The sequence below is a fragment of the Dyadobacter sp. HNCC25DJ185 genome (assembly GCF_056895195.1).
On record NZ_JBXHAR010000003.1, the window covers coordinates 81,598 to 97,594 of the forward strand.

At 45.6% G+C, this 15,997-nt stretch carries 8 protein-coding genes; 2 read left to right on the forward strand and 6 right to left on the reverse strand.

What is annotated here, in order from left to right; all coding sequences use genetic code 11:
• Positions 1 to 6: 6 nt before the first annotated feature.
• Both AC1XUF_RS08945 and AC1XUF_RS08950 read right to left on the reverse strand, forming a co-directional pair.
• Positions 7 to 399, reverse strand: a complete 393-nt coding sequence (locus AC1XUF_RS08945) for a DUF4240 domain-containing protein (protein WP_483341386.1) — start codon at positions 397 to 399, stop codon at positions 7 to 9.
• A gap of 60 nt (positions 400 to 459) precedes the next feature.
• On the reverse strand, positions 460 to 6,540 hold the full coding sequence (locus tag AC1XUF_RS08950; protein WP_483341388.1) for an alpha-2-macroglobulin family protein: 6,081 nt from the start codon (positions 6,538 to 6,540) through the stop codon (positions 460 to 462).
• A gap of 299 nt (positions 6,541 to 6,839) precedes the next feature.
• Here AC1XUF_RS08950 and AC1XUF_RS08955 point away from each other — a divergent pair, with 299 nt between their 5' ends.
• Positions 6,840 to 7,910 (forward strand): efflux RND transporter periplasmic adaptor subunit, encoded by a 1,071-nt coding sequence (locus tag AC1XUF_RS08955; protein ID WP_483341390.1) that lies wholly within the window; start codon positions 6,840 to 6,842, stop codon positions 7,908 to 7,910.
• 7 nt (positions 7,911 to 7,917) lie between these two features.
• On the forward strand, positions 7,918 to 11,031 hold the full coding sequence (locus AC1XUF_RS08960; RefSeq protein ID WP_483341392.1) for an efflux RND transporter permease subunit: 3,114 nt from the start codon (positions 7,918 to 7,920) through the stop codon (positions 11,029 to 11,031).
• Between the two features lie 253 nt (positions 11,032 to 11,284).
• Here the strand turns inward: AC1XUF_RS08960 and AC1XUF_RS08965 are convergent, their stop codons facing one another.
• The 4 genes from AC1XUF_RS08965 to AC1XUF_RS08980 all read right to left on the reverse strand — a co-directional run bounded on the left by AC1XUF_RS08965 (position 11,285) and on the right by AC1XUF_RS08980 (position 15,798).
• Entirely contained in the window at positions 11,285 to 12,226 is a 942-nt protein-coding gene (locus tag AC1XUF_RS08965) for a fatty acid desaturase family protein (protein WP_483341394.1), read from the reverse strand.
• 364 nt (positions 12,227 to 12,590) lie between these two features.
• Complete coding sequence (gene metK / locus AC1XUF_RS08970; protein WP_483341396.1) at positions 12,591 to 13,871, reverse strand: methionine adenosyltransferase; 1,281 nt, start codon at positions 13,869 to 13,871, stop codon at positions 12,591 to 12,593.
• 215 nt (positions 13,872 to 14,086) lie between these two features.
• A complete protein-coding gene (gene lipA / locus AC1XUF_RS08975; protein WP_483341398.1) occupies positions 14,087 to 14,965 on the reverse strand; it encodes a lipoyl synthase in 879 nt (292 codons plus the stop codon).
• 59 nt (positions 14,966 to 15,024) lie between these two features.
• Positions 15,025 to 15,798, reverse strand: coding sequence for a hypothetical protein (locus AC1XUF_RS08980; RefSeq protein ID WP_483341399.1), 774 nt, complete (start codon positions 15,796 to 15,798; stop codon positions 15,025 to 15,027).
• Positions 15,799 to 15,997 lie beyond the last annotated feature (199 nt).

A 15,997-nucleotide genomic window follows, 5' to 3' on the forward strand; every position in this document is an offset into this window, starting at 1 on the left:
GCTGTCTTAATCTTCGTAGTAGTTCCAAATATCATCCTCAAATCGCCTTATAAAAACCCTTGCTATTTCATAGAAGACCTGTTGTTTCGAATGGGGCTCAACATGGGCTGGTGTCTTTTCAGGATGATCGTATACGGCCAGGTAATAATCCTGACCCTGGCCAACTATCCACCGTGCGATATCATCCGCTCCATCTTCAGAGGTATCTGCGTCCATATACTGCATATAGTCCTGGCCTAAAATTGCCGAGGCAGCGTCCAAAAATTGTCTGTGAAAAGAAATCATTTCTTCTCGGGTCATCAGCTCAAGAATTGCTGCCATTTTCGCGCGATCGCGATCTGCTTTTTCGATGATGGCCCAAAATTCGGCGGGAATACTTCTTGGATTCAGTGTGCTCATGATTGCCTATTTATTTGATTAAACATTTTTTCAGTTGATCATCCTCCAATTTCCCTAAAATCATTTCCCGCCAGCCACTTTCAACCTAACCCCCTCACTATGCGCCGCAAACTCCGGCGCATACATGCATTGAATGCTGGTAACCCCGTTGTTGAAATCACCTTCGTGGGCTACGAAAAGGGGGTATTCAAAGACATAGGTGCCTTTTCTCAGAGAGCTGAAGAAGAAATTGGTGCTGGCATCTTTTGTGCTTTCGTAATACCCCAGGCTGCCCTGCCATTTGAAACCGCTCAGTACATTTACCGGCTCTAAGCCTGATGCGCGGGTATCTTTCATGTGAACATATTCCATATCCCGGTCGACGCGAAGTTCGATTCGGACTTTTATTTTATCCCCGATTTTGACCAAATTGCCTTCATTTACCGGTGAAAGTACCGGGCCTTTATCTGTATTCTTTTCGATGAAAAGCTTTTTTGAAAGTTTTAGCTGTGTTTCCGCTGAGGTTATCTTGTCCAAGTCTTCGAAATATTGCCAGTATACCGCGCCCCAGCCCGATAAGCCTGGCCCTGGAATGTCAGTGGATTTGTTCTTATTGCTAACCGAAAGTTTGATATCGCCCATTTCCGCACTCACTTGCTCAGCATCAATGGTTTTCTTAAAGTATCCTGAACCAGCTTCTGCCGCAGTTTCCGAGGATATGATCGCTGTTTTTCCCAAATTAATACTGATTTTCGGTTCCTGCGAAAGCCAGTCCGAGCCTTTCAGAAGCAACGCGTAGCAAGCTTCTGCGGTTGCCTTGGTGCTTTCCCAGTTATTGGTTTGTTTGTTTCTCAGTAACCAGGTTTTTAGGTCATTCACCGTTTTTGAATCATTTTCAATTTCCTGAAAAGCTTCGATCAGCAAAGCTTGCCGTTCGATAGGTGCCTCATGCCACCACCAGCCACGTTGGTTGGTTTTCCAGTACATACCCATTTCTTCCGAAACGATTGCAGTTTCTTTGAGGGATTTCAGAATGGCCTTGGGAAGCGTTTTATCATTGCCGCGATGCAAGGTCAATGCAATCAGTCCCTGGAAATATTTCGATTGGTTAACCCACGTCAGTTGCGATCGTTCCCTGTAATATTGATAAGCCGCAACAGAAGCTGCGGGAACCGGTATATCGGAGAAAAAACTTCTCATATATAGATAATGAAGTTCCATCGCACCGGGAGTCGAGATTTTCATACTACTTTTTGACTTTAACAAACGGTCGTAATCCTCCTTAATTCTGTTGTCGAGATAAGGGATTGCCGTTTTGAGAATGGCATTGATCCGTTCCTCCTGTCCCTTTTGCAACGCACCTATTTTTTTCAGATGCCCGATTCCTGACACAATGTATTGGGTCATATAGCGGTCGTCGGGCCCGCCCTTGAACCAGACGAAGCCTCCGTTCGTGCTTTGCAATTGGGTAAGCTTGTCCAGGCTTGTATTTAATTTATCGCCCATTCTGACCAGGTCGAACAGCAATGCAATGTTTTGTTTTTGCTGCGCCTCTGTTTTGGCTGCCAGTACCCAGGGTGTTTCTTCCAGCAGAACAGATTTCAATTCCTGATTCTTTTCCAGGTTACTCAGTAATGCGGTCGTATCGACAGTCCGCCAGTTTTCGAAGATTTTCGCGATGCGCGGAGAACTGCCCGCAATGTGCGCTGCAAGTGAATTAGCATAGTACTTGTTCCAGGTTTGCTCGGCACAATCATAAGGATATTCCATCAGATAGGGCAGCGATTGGACCGCATACCAGGCCGGGTTGCTGGTATATTCGATGGTTAATGATTTGTTTTTGAGTGTTTTGGAGTTTTGTGAATTCAGCAGTTTCTCAAATTTGAATCCCTTAATCCCGGTTCCGCGCATGGCAATCGGCAGGCTTTCCGTTACGAGCATCCGATTGGAAAGCACCGGCAGCATATTTTCTTCCCCGTCAGACAATGCTCCCGATTTGGCCACGATCCGCCATGTAAGTGTTTTGGTAAAATCCTTTGGAATTTCAATGGGAAATCCGACCGTCATGCTTTGTCCGGCAGGGATTTTAAATGGCTGTTCTGCGATACTATTTTTGAAGATATCGTCGACCTGCTGATTGGTCTCCGTATCAAAAAGTTGAAGAGATACTTTCCCAGCAAGCTCACGATCAGTGAGGTTAACTACTTTCGTGGGAAACGTGATCCTGTCGCCTTCGCGGAGAAAGCGGGGCGCATTGGGCTGTACCATCAGTTCCTTTTGCGTGATGATCTCTTTGGAGCTGTACCCGAACGCCAGTTCTTTGGTATGCGCCAATGCCTGAAATTTCCAGCGGGTTAACGCTTCAGGTAGCGTGAATGAAAAGGTGATCGAACCGTCCTGATCGGTTTTCAGGTCGGGGAAAAAGAATGCGGTTTCGTTGAAGTTTTTGCGAATGGTATTCTCCGAGGCTGTTTTGCTATTTTGCTCTTGTACAGGCGCCTCTCTTTTCTTCTTCTCACCATAGCCAACCGTTACCACTTTATTTAATTCCGCTTTGTCCTCTCCAATCATTGGAGCTGCCAATGGAGCGGCAGGAATTCCATCATTCATCTCTTCCTGATCCCGGCTCAATACGGTGGCGGCTCCTGCCACGCTTCGCCGATATCGGACATTCCTCCCGCCGCCACGAACAAGTCTGCCTTGCATTAGGGCACCGGTATGAAGCAATTCATCGTACCTCTTGTCAAAACTTTTGTACGGTCCCGTTGACAAATCCAGAATCGCACCGTCCCCTGACGAAAAGTTATAGGCACTATTCCATTGCCGTGTCCAAACTGATACAGGCCAGGGATATGGCCTGGCCCATTGGTGGGCGTAAAACTGGTCGAGAGAAGCGTCATACATGCTTGCCAGCATTTCAGCGGCAAACTTTTCTTTTTTGTATCCCAAAATTCTGACTTTCCATTGCTCCTGACTGCCGGGCAGTGTTTTGTCTCGGAATGTCTGGTACTCAATTTTCAAATCTTTGTTTGTCCAGGGAACCTGAATGACTTCCTGATGCTGATGGACACGGTTGTGTTTCACAAACACATAGTATATGTTGTAACCACCACGATCGGCCTCGGTAGCAGAGAAGCTCAGCGTTTTTGTCTGATCATTTAACGTGAAAAATGAAAAGTCATGAGGATTGGGTTTTCTGTTGGATCCGCTGATAACGAAAAGGTCGTCGGCCGACGTGGCCAGTATGATGGAAGTGGTTTCTGCCGGTTCTATCGGAGAGCTGTCTTCAGCAACGAGATATTGAGGTCTCAGAAGTGTATTTTTTTTTGGATCAGTCAGTTCAATGTATTGCAGATCCTTTACTTCCTCATTGGTTTCGCTTTTTGCGGTTATTTCAATTTTATAAAAACCAGCAGGAAGTTTGCTTTCTGAAATGGAAAACTTCTGATTTTCCGACATTGTTACGGTTTTTTCAAATGCTACACCTTGCTCCGGCCAGCTTTCCATCTCGGTTTCGTCATTGTATTCATCGTGCGGAAAGTTTGCAAGAAATTCATCCCTGGTCATTACGAACTGATCCGGCCTTTCCCAATAGCGTTCGCGGATCAACCTTTTTTCAGGGGCCAGGCTTGTTATCTTCACTGTAACGGCGGAAGAAATGAATTTCCCGTTCATGTTTTCTGTCCGGATCGACAGGTTTTTAAGACTATCGGCCGCAAGGCGCTCGGGAATAGCTGATTTTAAAAGAATGGATTGATACCCGACTGAAACGATGGTCTGTGCACTGCGGGTTTCGCCGTTTGAGTCTGTTACTTCAGCATAAACGGTGTAGTCGAAAACAGGATACAGTTTCTTATCTGTTTGTTTATCCGGTATGGCTTGGAAGCTGATAGAAAACTGGCCGGAAGCATTGGTAATGGCTTCGCCATGGGTTATTTCGAGGTTTGCCGTCATGGAAGGCCTGTTCCACCATTTATACGAACGCGCCGTATACGGAAACCTCGCATTACGCACCACCCGGTAGGAAACCTTCGCGTCGTCAATGTGGTTGCCGGCATATGCACTGGCTGCTCCTCTAACTTCAATGGTTTCACCGAGTTTATAGGAATTGCGCAGCGTATCAAACTGGACAGAGAATTTGGGTTTTTTGTACTCTTCCACCCGAAAATAGACTGTATGCTCGCCGTCGGCTTTGATAGAAAACTGTCCGTTTAAGGCAGCCTTTGGTAATATGAATGATCCTGAAAAACTGCCGTATTCGTTTACTGTATTAGTCCGTTTTTCGACCGGCTCACTATTGGCATTTTGAAGAATAATTTCAATCTTTTTAGTCTGATCCTTCAAAACAGTGTTACCTTCTCTCGCAATTCCTTTGTAATAAACCGTCTGCCCGGGCCTGTAAATGCTTCGGTCGGTAAAAAGATAAATTGAAGTGGGCTCTTCACCTTCATCCTTACAGTCCTCGTCATAATAGTAAGTAGTAACGGGATCATCCATAAACAATTTGTCCTGTCCATATGTAATTTCCAGGCATTGTTCATCTGCCATTTTGCTCTGGTCATTGCTTCTGTTTTTGAAATAACCGTGCTGGTCTGTCACGAATAACGGACCTTTTTCCTTTTTGTAAGTTCTTGTGGAATAGCTGTAGTTGCTGTTCCAGATTCTCACGTTGGCCCCTGCCAGCGGCTTCCCATTATCTCGGTTCAAAACAAAACAATCGTCCTCTTTTTCAACATAACTGATATTGCTTACATACACTAGCCGGGCTCCGGTAATGGCCTTGCTTTCGTTGAAATCAATACTTGAACTGGCAAGCAGCATGTATTCGCCGATAGGCAAGGCGCCTATTTTAATTTCAACGCTATGTTGCTGGTGGTCCCTGGTATCAGGCAGGTCTTGCTTCCAGGTTCGGATGGGCGTTGCTTTCAACAGCAATCGCCAAGTGTCGGCGATATCATTTTTTCTGTTGCTGATTTTAATTCCGTCGGTTGCCTTGACGAGTCTCAGAAACAGCTTTGTAATGTTCCTGTACTCTACAAAAGCGAGAAACGGCTTTTCGGGAATTGTTACATTTTCAACGGAAAACTGCAAGCCTTTTTGCCGCATGGTGCTCAGGAGGTTGTAAGCGTTAACTCCACCTTCTGTTTCGGGGTTTTCCTCAACGATCTTTTCACAGATTTCAGCCGCCTTTACTAAATCAAAACGATGAGTCGAGTCTCCGTGTGGTTGGTATAAGTTTCCACGTTCCCTGTGCCAGGCTGCCACGAGATACGAGGCCTGGGCTGCGGCAGGTGCTTTCCGAAATTGTTCTGCAATGTGGTTAATGGCTTTGAAGTAAAGTTCGTCCTTGTCGGGGTGAACCGATTTTTGTTTCACATATTGAACCCGCTGTAAGTCCACATCAATCAATGCATCCGGCTTGGGATCGCCAATGTGGAATGCAATTAATCGCTGATAAAGCTGCAACGCATAAAATTCCAGGGAGGCGGAATCTCTCGTCTCGAATTTACGGTGGATAAAATCTGCGGCTGGATCGAAGGCGGAGGCGGTATTGATTTCAAATGCATACGACGGCTTTTTCAATTCTCTCTCGTCCGAGGAAAAATACTTTAATGCGTTGTGGGCCAGCAGATCAAACAGGGTCGGGCGGAGTTGCCGGGCATTCCCTTTTGTAATAACGGCTTCGAACGATTCCAGCTTTGTCCCTTGCAGCAGCTTTTCGTTTTGAAGGGATGCCAGGTACAGTTCCGAAATTTTCTTGTGGAAGTCTTCTGTTCCCCATGTACTGATGTCTTCTTTAGAGAACCCCGTCGTTGCAGTGCGATTGTAAAGCTGCCAGCGTATGGTCTGGTAATAAAAATAATATTGGTCGGCAACTACGCTGCTCAGGATGGATTTTGCTGGTTCTGCACTGCCCGACAGCTCAGCTTCCAGTTCTTTGATAGCCGTAATGTCATTGCTTTCCCGATTTTCAGTCTGCAGGCCGGCCATGTAAATTGCAGCTTTGATCAGTTGTGCATCCTGCTTTTCACTTTTGGCAAGCTGATAGATTTTCTTGACCTCATCCAAACCGGATTTATAAAGACCTTTTGTCTGTAGCGCTTCAACGGTTTTCCATTGGGCATCATAGTTTTTTACAGGATCCTGTCCCTGGGTGTGCATAGTTGTTAGTACAAATAGTGTGAGAAAAAAGTATAACCGTGACAAAAGTGGTTTCATGGCAGATTTAAAAAAGGTATTTGCAAGAAATAAATATAAGGGAAGAGAGGTCATTTGCAGGGACTAATTAGCGAAAGGAAGGATTTGTAAAACAACGGTTTACGGCAAGTCAAATTCCGGGGAAAAGTATAAAAGTAACTAATTGTCGCTTTGTACATTATGAAGTATCTTTAAATAGGACTTTTTAGAAAATATAAATAAATACAATTCTTTTTGAACGAAATCTATTTTTAGTTGATGTTATGCGTACAATAATATTGGTTGGGGTAGTCATCATTGTGCTGGTATTGGGCAAGCTTTTCGTTTTCTCTAAACCGGGGGAAGGAAAGGGCGCTGAGGAAAAAAGGGGGGGCGACGGTAAAAGTGTAAAATCATCCGGCGGGGCTGTACCTGTTGATGTATATGTTGTTGGCAGAGAGACTATTGAGAACCAAATTTTTGCGTCGGGAACGGTATTGCCCAATGAAGAAGTAAACCTGATGGCAGAAGCTACCGGCAAACTTGTTAAGCTGGATATTCAGGAAGGCGCCCATGTAACTAAGGGGCAGCTTATCGCGAAGATCAACGACAGGGAATTGAAAGCGCAGCTGCAAAAGGTAACTTATAATCAGGAACTTAGCAGGAAAATTGAAGCGCGTCAGAAAAAACTTTTGAATGTGGAGGCAATTAATCTGGAAGAGTATGACGTCACTGCCAACAATATCAGGGTGCTGGATGCGGAAAGGGAAATTCTGGAAGCGCAGTTAGCGAAAACAGAGGTCCGTGCACCTTTCAACGGTCGGATAGGACTTAAATATATCAGTGAAGGTGCGTTTATGGCACCCGGCACGCCGATCGTTACCATCGTTCAGAGCAACCCGGTCAAGATTGATTTCACTGTTCCTGAGAAATATACGCCCAATATCCGTGTTGGAAATGTGGTGAAATTCAGCCTCGACGGTGATCCTTCGACTTATAATGCTAAAATCCTGGCGGTTGACCCTAAGGTAGATGAAAACCTGAGAACATTGCGGGTACGGGCTATAGCCCAAAACCCGTCAGGAAGGTTCGTGCCCGGGATGTTCGTCAAAGTCCTGGCGGATCTGGATGCAAATAAGGCTGCTATGATGGTGCCAACCGAAGCCATTGTGCCAGTGCTGAAAGGGAAGAAGGTTTTTATTGTTAAAAACGGTAAAGCGCAGGAGGTGATGGTTACTACCGGCCTCCGGACTGATAAGAAAATCCAGGTGATCGACGGTCTGAACGTTGGCGATTCATTGATCACCTCCGGAATTATTGCCATTAAGCCTAACACTTCCGTGAACCCACAGTAATTTCACTATGAGTATTTCGACTCTTTCTATCAAGCGGCCGGTTCTGGCAATTGTGATGAACCTGCTGATCATATTGTTTGGATTTCTGGGCTACAAATTCCTTGGGATGAGGGAATTCCCGTCGATCGACCCGCCGGTGGTTTCTATCCGAACCAGCTATACTGGTGCCAATGCCGATATCATCGAGTCTCAGATCACGGAACCGCTTGAAAAGCAGCTGAACAGTATTGAGGGGATCAAATCGATCAATTCCACGAGTAGTCAGGGTACCAGCCAGATTACCGTCGAATTTGATATCGGTGTGGATATGGAGCGCGCCGCCAATGACGTAAGGGACAAAGTGGGTTCGGCTTCCAGGACTTTGCCACTCGATATTGACGGCCCGCCGGTGGTTGCCAAAGCTGATGCAAACTCGGAGCCGATTATCGTGCTTACTTTCAAAAGCGACACACGTTCCCACCTTGAAGTAAGCGACTATGCGGAAAACGTGATCGCACAGCGGCTTCAGACCATTGAGGGCGTGAGCGAAATCCGGATTTTCGGGCAGAAAAAATATGCGATGCGGATCTGGATGGATCCGGTCAAAATGGCGTCATTGGGCATCACCACCCAGGATGTTAAAGTGGCGCTGGACAAGGAGAATGTGGAACTGCCGAGCGGCAAGCTTGCCGGCGACAACACCGAGCTTACCGTGAAAACGATCGGGCGTTTCAGGACGGAGGAGGATTTTAATGAAATGATCGTTAAGAATTCGGCGACTCAGACTATCCATCTGAAGGACATTGGCTATGCGACATTGGGTCCTGAAAACGAGGAAACCATACTACGGCTCGATAATGTACCGATGATCGGTCTGGCGATTTCGCCTATGCCGGGAGCTAACTATCTCAACATTGCCGAGGAAGTAAATAAGCGGATGGCCGCGATCAAAAAAGAGCTGCCCAAAGATTATCAGCTGGATACATTGATCGACAACACGATTTTCGTCGAGAGATCGATTGAGGAAGTGGGAGAAACGCTGCTCATCGCGATCATTCTGGTGGTGATCATCATTTACCTGTTTTTCCGGGATTGGCTCATTGCTTTCCGGCCACTGATCGATATTCCGGTTTCGCTGATCGGGACGTTTTTCGTGATGTACATCATGGGATTCTCAATCAATGTGCTGACGCTGCTCGCTATTGTTTTGGCGACAGGGCTTGTTGTGGATGATGGTATTGTGGTTACGGAGAATATTTTCAAGAAGATCGAGGCGGGAATGGGGCCAATTGAAGCGGCGATAAAAGGGGCCAATGAAATCATTTTCGCGGTTTTGTCAACTTCGATCACACTGGCTTCCGTATTTCTTCCGGTGATTTTTATGGAAGGTTTTGTCGGGAAGCTGTTCAGGGAATTTGGTATCGTGATCTCGGCTGCGGTTTTGATCTCTGCGTTTGTTTCGCTCACACTGACCCCCATGCTAAATGCTTACCTGGTTCGCAAAACCCATAAGAAAAGCTGGTTCTATGAAAAGACAGAGCCGTTTTTTGTAAAGATCACCGAGAATTACGGAAACGCGCTGGGCAAATTCCTGAAAATGCGGTGGGCTGCAGTTCCTTTGGTGGCAGCAACTCTGGGAATGATTTGGTTTTTTGGAAAGGATCTGCAATCCGAACTCGCTCCGCTGGACGACCGGAACTGGTTCCGGTTGAATATGACGGCACCCGAAGGCTCGTCATTTGAATTTACCGACCGTTACGTGATGAAAGTCAGTGACATGCTCATGGATTCAATGCCCGGGCGAAAAGGGCTGATGATGATCACTTCTCCCGGTAATTCGGGACTTGGTGCGGCCAATACGGGTAGTGCCAGAATTGCTTTGGTGGACAAGAAATTCCGCAAAGAGACCCAGCAGGAAATCGCCGACTATATCAATAAAAAGCTGAAACAAATGCCGGATGCAAAATCTTTCGTCGTGCAGCAGCAGACGATTTCCGTGGATTCTCGGGGCGGGTTGCCCGTTCAGTATGTAATCCAGGCACCGGACTTTGAAAAACTAAGGGAGTACCTTCCTAAATTTATGGAGGAGGTCTCGGAAGATCCTACTTTCGCCATCACCGATGTTAATCTCAAATTCAGCAAGCCGGAAATACAGATCTCGATTGATCGTGAGAAGGCAAAATCGCTGGGCGTTTCGGTACAAGATGTAGCCCAGACAATGCAGTTGGCATTTGCGGGCCAGCGTTTTGGCTATTTTACTATGAATGGCCGACAGTACCAGGTGATTGGGCAGTACGACCGCATCAACCGCGACGAGCCGCTGGATTTGAAGAGTATGTTTGTGAAGACCAATACAGGGAGCCTTGTGCAGCTGGACAACATTGTGCGGGCCGAGGAAGAGAGCAGCCCACCACAGCTGTTTCACTATAACCGCTATATGAGCGCTACGGTCCAGGCAGCATTGGCACCGGGCAAGACTATTGGTGACGGTATTGCAGCAATGGACCGGATTCGCGATAAGCTGCATGATGAGGCGATACAGACGGCATTGAGCGGATCATCACGGGATTATGCCGAAAGTTCGTCCAATACCATGTTCTCATTCTTTCTCGCGCTTATCCTGATTTATTTTATTCTTGCAGGACAGTTTGAAAGTTTCATCGACCCGTTCATTATTATGTTTACAGTACCTCTCGCCATTGGCGGGGCTGTATTTTCGCTTTGGCTTTTCGATCAGACCCTGAATATTTTCAGTCAGATCGGTATGATCATGCTGATTGGGCTGGTTACTAAAAATGGTATCCTGATTGTGGAATTTGCCAATCAATTGCGTGAGCAGGGGAGAAGTATCCAGGAGGCTGCATTGGAAGCCGCAACGCTTCGTTTCAGGCCAATTTTGATGACTAGCCTTGCGACTGTTTTGGGCGCACTTCCTATTGCCATGGCTTTGGGTTCGGCAGGGAAGAGCCGGATGTCGATGGGGATTGTCATTATGGGAGGACTGCTTTTTTCGCTCGTATTGACACTTTATGTGATCCCCGCTATTTACACCTTCCTTTCAAGGCCCAAGAACTTTGAGAAAATGAGGATGATTGACCGGGTAGCAAGGGAGAGTGAATTCGAGGAGCAGGAACATGCTTAGGCCATAGTAGGAGTATTTGCGATCAAAAGATTTGTTAAACTTACCTAATGCAACAGCAGGGTTCTGCGGCAACGGATATTGAGAACGCCGCTTAGCATTTTGCAGTACGAATTGCTACCATTGTGCACACCAGATCCTTGAGGAGACCCCTGGCGAATATCAAGGAGCTTAGAAAAGGGTATTTTACCCACAGGCTACCGACAGACTACGGATGTGACACGGAGGGCATAAAAATAAGCACCATCGTGCTGGCTTACCTATTTCCCATGTTTCTTAACATGCGAATATGCGATCCAAGCGCATTTGTGAAGCCACTCTTGGCATTGTAATTCAGGCCGAATTCTAAGGCTGTTGCTTTTACAATCGGTGATAAGGCATTGTAATGGATGTGCGAAATGGAAGGGAACAGATGGTGTTCGATCTGATAATCCAGCCCGCCTATGTACCAGGAAAGAAAACGGTTCTTTCCTGCAAAATTGGAAGTTGTTTGTAACTGATGAACTGCCCATGCGTTTTCAATACTGCCCGAATCGTTGGGTATTGGCTGTTCGACCCCCTCGACAACATGTGCCATTTGAAAAACGGTACTCAGTATCATTCCAGCGGCGAAATGCATCATCAAAAATCCCAGTAACCACTGCCCAAATGTGAGAGAAGTAAAGTAAAGCGGGATGATGCAGATAAACAGTACATAGGCTAATTTGGTCAAAATCAATCGGATCAATTCTTTTTTGGGGAACGGTTTAGTCATTCCCGACTTCGACATTTCGTTGAATAAAGAAATTTCTTTGAAATCCTTCCACAGAAAAGACAAGGTCATAAGGCTGTACAAAAAGAAGGCGTAGATATGCTGGAATCGGTGGATGTACTTTTGCCGTTCCTGATAAGACAGCCTCAACAAAAACTTGCCTGTGATGTCCTCGTCGACCTCATGAATATTAGTGTAAGTGTGGTGCAGCCTGTTATGCTGAACTTCCCAATTGTAGGCATTGCCCCCTAAAAGGTAAATGGAAGCCCCGAAGAATTTATTTAAAATATTAGAAGTGGCCAGTGAACCGTGAATCGCATCGTGCATTACAGACATACCGACACCCGCAACACCCAAGCCCATCACGACCGTTAATCCGAGCATTGTAATATTCGAGAAATACCCCGATAGGATCATTCCATAAGGTATCAGATAAAGGCTTAGCATAAAAAATGCTTTGTATATTATTTTCGACCCTCCTGATTTGCACAAATTGTTTATGAGAAAGTACTGGTCAACACGCTGTCGTAGCGTTGGGAAAAAAATGCTTTTTTCCAAATTCGTGAATTTGATCTTCTGGTTTTGCATACAGAGGGATGCCTTTTGGATTTTCGAGGGCTTGTTTTATAAATAGTTCCCAAGGAACGGATTAAATTTAAAAATATTAGTTATCGGGTACATTTAATTTTCAATTCAGAATAGTATGGTCATTTTAGTAATTTTCGCCAAATATTATTTTGCATAATGTGTTTGAGCAAAATAAAAAAGCCGACAAACTTGTCGGCTTTCAAGCGAATGACAAAAATGTAATTCAGAGCGCGAATTTGCTCTTAATGTCATCTACAAAATCGAGTTTTTCCCAGGTAAAAAGCTCTACCTCTACTTCTTTTTCCTCTCCGTTAGCACCTTTGAATGACTTGGTAACCGTCTCATTTTTACGCCCCATATGTCCATATGCGGCGGTTTCGGAATAGATCGGGTTGCGTAATTTCAGGCGTTGCTCGATTGCGTAAGGACGCAAATCAAAAATCTCACTGATTTTTGCCGCAATTGCCCCGTCGTTCTCAGCAACTTTGGCAGTGCCGTATGTATTTACGTACAGTCCGCAAGGTTGAGCGACGCCGATCGCATAAGATACCTGCACCAGGACTTCGTCGCACAAGCCGGAAGCAACCATATTTTTCGCAATGTGACGGGTAGCATAAGCAGCTGAGCGGTCCACTTTGGAAGGGTCTTTACCTGAAAAAGCACCACCGCCGTGAGCACCTTTACCTCCATAAGTATCTACGATGATTTTACGTCCGGTAAGGCCTGTATCTCCATGTGGCCCGCCTATCACAAATTTTCCGGTGGGGTTGATATGGAATGTGATATCGCCTGTGAACAGCTGTTGCAGTGCAGGGGCAAGCTTATTCTTCACACGGGGTATGACAATGTTAATAACGTCTTGCTTGATTTTGGCCAGCATGGCTTCTTCCGCATCAAAATCGTCGTGCTGAGTCGACACTACGATGGTGTCGATACGCAAGGGTACGTTTTCGTCACTGTATTCAATGGTAACCTGGGATTTCGCGTCTGGGCGAAGGTATGGGATCAGGTCAGACTCGTTGTTACGGATATAAGACATTTCCTGAAGAATCTTATGCGCCAGGTCCAAAGCAAGCGGCATATAGTTTTCAGTTTCACGGGTTGCATAGCCGAACATCATTCCCTGGTCGCCGGCTCCCTGTGCATTTGCCTTCTCTTCAAAACTTTCGGAAACTACCGCACGGTCCACACCCTGATTGATATCTGCACTCTGATCATGGATAGCTGACAAAATACCGCATGAATTTGCTTCGAACATGTATTCACTTTTGGTATAGCCAATTCGCCTGATCACATCACGGGTTATTTTCTGGACGTCGAGGTACGTATTGGTCTTCACTTCTCCGGCCAAAACAACCTGCCCGGTCGTCACCAGTGTTTCACACGCTACTTTACTATTGGTATCCCAAGCCAGAAAATTATCAATCAGCGCATCTGATATTTGATCTGCTACCTTGTCCGGATGTCCTTCAGATACGGATTCCGAGGTGAATAAGTATGGCATAAATTTAAAAATGTTTGAAGTTAATTCCTTTTGGAACTGTGTAGTAAGTGCATGAATCAAAAAACAAAATTGAATTTTTTTAAGTCATTAACCAAATAAATAAGGGTTGAAAAGTTGCGATTAGCGGCACCGTGAAGTTAATATAACACTTACTTCAAAAATAAAAACCCTGCTTAATTGGTCTAAGCAGGGCTTGTATTGATGCGAAGCAAGAGTCAGATCGGCACATTTACATGGCGTTCGGCATGATAACTGGAACGCACCAAAGGGCCGGACTCTACATATTTAAGTCCTCTTTTGAGACCTTCCTCCCTGTAATTATCGAACATTTCAGGGGTGATCCATTCGATGACCTCGTGGTGCATCTTCGTCGGTTGCAGGTATTGTCCCAAGGTCAGGATATCAAGTCCGTTTTCGGCCAGATCATCCATTGATTTGTAAACTTCGTCCTGCGTTTCGCCCAGGCCGAGCATGATCCCGGACTTGGTTCGCTGGCCGAACTCCTTGGTACGTTTGATTTGTTCAAGACTGCGCGTGTATTTCGCCTGAGGACGTACCGCGCGGTATAAACGCTCCACGGTTTCCATGTTATGTGAAACGACTTCCTGACCTGCTTCGATCATATGGATCAATGCATCCCAATTATTTTTTACGTCTGGAATAAGAGTTTCAATGGTTGTTTCGGGCGTGTTTTCTTTGACTTGTCTCACGGTTTGATACCAAATTTCTGCGCCACGATCTTTCAGTTCATCCCGGTTAACGGAGGTAATAACCGCGTGTTTTACCTGCATCAGCTTAATGGCTTCTGCAACGCGACGGGGTTCGTCGGTATCGTATTCGTTCGGCCGCCCAGTTGCAACCGCGCAGAAGCTACAGCTTCTTGTGCAGACGTTTCCCAATATCATAAAGGTGGCAGTTCCGGCGCCCCAGCACTCACCCATATTAGGACAATTCCCACTTTCACAAATCGTATGCAGTTTATAATTATCGACCAGCTGTCTCACTTTTCGAAACTCTGGTCCTGCGGGAAGCTTTACTCTTAACCAGTCGGGCCTTTTTCTCCGCTCCGACGGAATAACTGGCAATTCAATCATATCATTTGTAATCTCTGAACACAACCTGGATTGGGCTGTAAATCAATTAGTAATAGGGACTATTTTTTCTTGCTCCCGAAATACAAAGTCAGATATCCAGAAGTAAAGACGCTTCTGTTTTCAGCAAAGGCCATTATTTGAACCTTACGTGTGAAAGCTTCTGCAATAAAGCCAATTTCTACACCAGTGACATTCTCTCTGAATGCGCTAAGCTCAAAGCTCATGGCTGTTTTGATATGTAAGCCGGGAACAATTTTGGTCTGCCCGAAACCCTGGAAGAAACTTCCTGCTCCGACGATCCCGGTAGTCTGCGAACTTCCGGCATGTTTAACAGGATCAAAAGGTTCTGTAACCACACGCCCGTCAGAAGTCTGGAACTGCACCATGTAAGGTTTTTCCAAACCCAGCGAAGGGCCTGCAGCTACAATTGCGCTGATTGATATTCCTTCGTCCTCATGTCTGTTGAAAAGGGTGAGTTCTCTACCATATTCGGGCCTGAGAACGAACAGGTAATTTTCTTTTCCGTAAACGAGCCTGGCACCTGTCACAAAATCCTGTGTGGAAAGTTCTTTGGGATGTTTTACATTAACCAGCTCCAGGGCCAGATAACGGTATTGATTTTTTCCGAATAGTTTGGATGACAGAGCGGACGACTGGCGAAATACAGCACCTCCCAAAATACCTGAGTTTGTGTTGGTTGTAATACCCACTGAGGTGAAAGATTTATAGCTCTCCTCATTTTCCTCATTCTTCGCCGCCTTGCGTTGAGCGTATATATCTGTCGATAGTGCAAACAGGATAGATACAGAAAGTAAAAGTTTTACACGCATCATTTTCTTGGGATCTCAGTGATCGGGTATGTGTTCTATAAAAAGTGAAAGTACAAAATAATCATGTAAGCTTTGGTATCCCGACCTCACTTTAACCGTTTTTTGTACATTTATGTTCTAGTAACGAAAAAAGAAGCAAAAAAGCCTGCCGACGATTCTGGTTCAGTGTGATTTTTGAAAACTATTTTCCCTCATAATGTCC